The following is a 3,919-nucleotide window of genomic DNA, read 5'->3' on the forward strand; positions in this document are numbered from 1 at the left end:
GATCCCCCTCCGTCGGCCCCGGCCCGATCCGGGCAAAAAATGCAATAAAAACGCCACACAGCCGCCGTTCTGCCAATTCAGAAAGGCGAATGTTTCGATCATTTGTCTAGAAATCTGACTAGCACATACATACAGACGCGTTCAATCGTACTTTGAAATCTTAGGAAGAGTTTCGTGTGGACAAGTCTGTACATGTTCATCGAACTGAAATATCAGCTTTAATGCATTGCTGTGGGGCAGATGCTTGTGAATCTGTCACCGATCTGTCATTTGCGTGGGCGCTGCGGCCTGTCAGGCCCGCCGGCGCGATCGGGGGAGCCGCGCCGGGACGGCTGCGCGATCAGCAGGTCTCGATGGCGGCGACCCAGCTGTTGATGCGGTTGCGGGGAATGCTGTCCAGCGGCACGAAGCCCGGCGCGTCAGCCACAGGCCGGCCGACCCGCGGGGCGTCGCCTTCGAGGTGCCGGAAGAAGGGTTGGGGCCGGGTCGTGGCGCCTCCTTTGGGACCGTCCTTCCCGCGAAAGCGGGACTCTCTTTCCGGTCAGAGTGTCACGAGATACCCGCTTCCGCGGGATGACGAAGGTGGCGGGGTGGGAGCCCCCCGTCCTCTCAGCCCCCCTCGTAGCCGAGGAAGGAGCCGGTTATCAGCAGCGGCGGTGCCTCGTCACTGGGCTTGGCGTCGCGCTCGGCCTGGTCGCGCACCTGCTGCTCGATCGCCCTCGTGGCCTGGGCGGCGACGTCGCTGGTGCCGGCGATCGAGGCCGGGTTCACCGGCGCGGTCGGCAGGCCCACCGCCTGGCCGCCGACCTGGATGTTGTCGGCGTTCAGCACCTGCAGCGCGAAGACGTTGAAGTTGCCGGAGACGCGGATGCCGCCCTCGCCGGCATTGATCACGCCGTTCGGCGCGTAGAGATCGACATCGCCGGGCTTCTGCAGCGCGCCGATGCCGCTGCCGCTGACGATGCCGCCGGGCTCGACCTGCAGCGTGCCGTTCAGGCTGAGGCGCACGATCGCCGGGGCGGTGGCGAGCGCGGAGCGCGAGCCGAGGCCGGCATCGATGTCGCCGAAGGAGGACCACATCAGGATGTCGCCGCCGGCAGCGGTGAGGGCGCGGGAGGCGCGGATCAGGATGTCGTCATGGGCGAAGATGCGGATCGCACCGCCCAGTACCGTCCACAGGCCGGAATCGTTGGGATCATGTTCGGGTTTGGTCAAATCTTTCGTGGCGGCCCCGAGCTGAATGCCGCCGCCGGGCAGCAGGATCGAGAGATCGCCGCCGCGCTGGGTCTTGATCTGGCTGTCCAGCATTGAGATGCCGCCGGACCAGCCATTGCCGGGGAACAGCGTGTCGGCGGCGGCGTAGCCGCGGTCGGTGGCGCCGAAGCGGGGGCTGGACGCGTCATTGGCCTCGCGGCCGGAGGCGCGCAGCTCGGCGAACAGAATGTCCTGCAGCAGCGGATCCTGCTGCTCCGGCGCCAACGCCTTGAACAGGGCGAAGGCGGTGGGGGCATCCAGGCCGCTGCGGCCGGTCACCCCCTCGACATAGCTGATCATCTGCGCCGTGTAGAGCGACCCGCCGGGACCGACCAGATACGGGTCCAGCTCGGCGCTATGCGCCGGGTCCAGATAGCGGGTCATGAAGGCGGCGCGATCCGGCTGGCTGCCGCCGAGCCCGGCCAGCACGGTGATGTCCGCTCCTTGCTCCGGCAGCACCGAGGTGCGCAGGTTGCCGTCGGTCAGGATGCCGAGGCCATAGCCGAGATCGATGTTCCGTCCGGCGCTGACCTCCAGCCGCCCCGGGCCGCCGACCTTGATCTGCGCGCTCAAGTCCGGCTCCAAGCCCCCATTGGTCGTCAGGTCGATGTCGCGCCCGGCCTGGACGAGAGTGACATCCCCTGGATTGGTGTTCGTGGCTCTGATCGAGAGATCGGCAACGTCCGAACCGGCGCGCAGTTGCAGGCTCTTCGGCACGATCAGCTGGTAGGCGCCGGTGGGAAGCGCACCTCGTATGTCGCCGCCGACGGCATAGATCCGCGTCGGGTCGAGGTCGCCGACATGCCGGCCGGCCTGGTCCACGGTCGATGACCCGATAAGATGCGCATCCTCGAACTGCTGCTCCTCAGCGTCGGGAGAGGAGGGCGTCTTGGTGATGACGACCGGGTTCAGCGGCGTCGGCTCGAACTGCGGGCGGGCATCCGCCATCCCGACCAATTGGACCTTATATGAGCGGGAATCCGTCGGGTCGCCGTTCGGTCGGAACAGAACGTCATCCGCGGCCAGCAGATCGAGCGTGCCGCGATCGGCGCCGGTCAGGACCATGCCGCCATCGACCAGGATGTCGCCGCTGAAGGAGGTGGCGTGGACGGTCGAGGGGTACAGCAGCGTGTAGGATGCCGCCGCCGAATTCATGCCGTTTGTCGGGCCGACGATCATGGATGCGACAGTGTTGCCGTCATTGCCGAACCGGACATCGCCGCCGATCGAATCGAGGCTGACGGCGCTGCCGGCCCCGCGGGAGGAGAAGCCGCCATAGGGCGACAGATCGATGACGGAAAGGTCGGCCTGCCGTTGGGACACCGGCAGCATCATCGGGTCCAGCACGGTCTCGATGGTCAGGTCGCCGCGGCTGCGCAGCGTGAAGGCCGTGTCGCCGCCCGCCAGGATGGTGCGGGGGGCGACCTGTGCAAACCCCGGAAAGCCGAACTCGAACGGGGTGACCGACGCCCCGCCCTTGATCGCCCCGCCGGCTTCGATCGTCGCGTCGCCGCGGCCGACATAGTAGACGCCGCTGACGATGTCGCCGAGCGCGTCGACCATCAGGCTGCCGCCGTTGCGGACAGTGACAGTGCCGCCGGAGACCCAGCCGACAGTCGGGATCGCCGCCGACAGGTTGCGGATCTGGTCGCCGGCGCGCAGCTCGATATTGCCGCCTGCCAGGGCGCCGACCCCCTGCTGGAAGCCCGCGAAGTCGATCCACCAGGCGGTCGCCAGCCCCTTGTCGCCGTTCGCATCGCCCTGGCGCCACACATAGTCCGTGATCACCTGGGCCGACGGCACGCCGTACAGGCTGCCGCGGGCACCGATGCTGATGTCGCCGCCGCCGGTCGGGAAGGCGGCGTCCGGATAGCGCGCCGGGTCCAGCAGGCCCCCCGGAACGCCCGCGATCGGCTGCCCGGCCGTGTAGACCACTGCTTGCGGGATGGGCGTGAAGAAGTCCGGCCCCAGATTGGTGTCCGACCTGGCGCCCAGCACGAAGTCCCCGGCCGCGGCGATGTTGATGTCGCCGGTGCCGGTGCGGATGCGCAGCGCCCGGTTCGCCGTGACCGAATCCACGACCACGCTGCCCTTGCCGGCGGCGAGGCCACCGGCGGCCAGCAGGGCCAGCGGGTCGGCGCCGGACAGGTCGGCGCCCGCGACCAGGCGGTAGGACCAGCTGTCGCCGCCCGCCAGCGTGTTCCCGTCCACGGTGGTGAAGCCGTCGCTGAGGCTGCCCCAGAAGGTCAGGTCGCCGCCGGCGCGCAGGGTCAGGATGCCGGACGCGCCATCCCGGCCCTGCATCAGGGCGTGCAGGTCCAGATCCGTGTCCAGCGTCATGTCGCCGGGGTTGCGCAGCTCGACGCCCGCCCGGGCGGTGACGCCGGGGCCGAAGCGATGGGCGATCGTGCCGGCCACGCCCTTCGCGGCGAAATCGTCGAGATCGGCCTGGATGATGGACGCGTCGACCACCGGGGTGTCGTAGGCCTTGTATGCCTCGACCATGATCTCGCGGGCGCCGCCGATGCCGCTGCCGAGTTCGGTGATCGCGACATCGGTGTCGCCGTTGGTCCGCGGCGCACGCAGATGCACGCTGCCGGTGGCGCCACCGGCGCCGACCGAGATGGTCGAGCCCGACTGCAGGTCAAGCCGGCGCCGTCGCCGG

The 3,919-nt window shown here is 68.7% G+C and carries 1 protein-coding gene; it reads right to left on the reverse strand.

All coding sequences use genetic code 11. From position 1 onward, the window contains the following. Positions 1 to 609 precede the first annotated feature (609 nt). On the reverse strand, positions 610 to 3,919 hold a 3,310-nt coding region (locus tag P409_RS28750; protein WP_034846505.1), incomplete at its 5' end, for a filamentous haemagglutinin family protein.

Origin of the sequence: Inquilinus limosus MP06, assembly GCF_000767795.1 — a bacterium.
In the GTDB taxonomy this organism is placed as follows: Bacteria; Pseudomonadota; Alphaproteobacteria; order DSM-16000; family Inquilinaceae; genus Inquilinus; species Inquilinus limosus_E.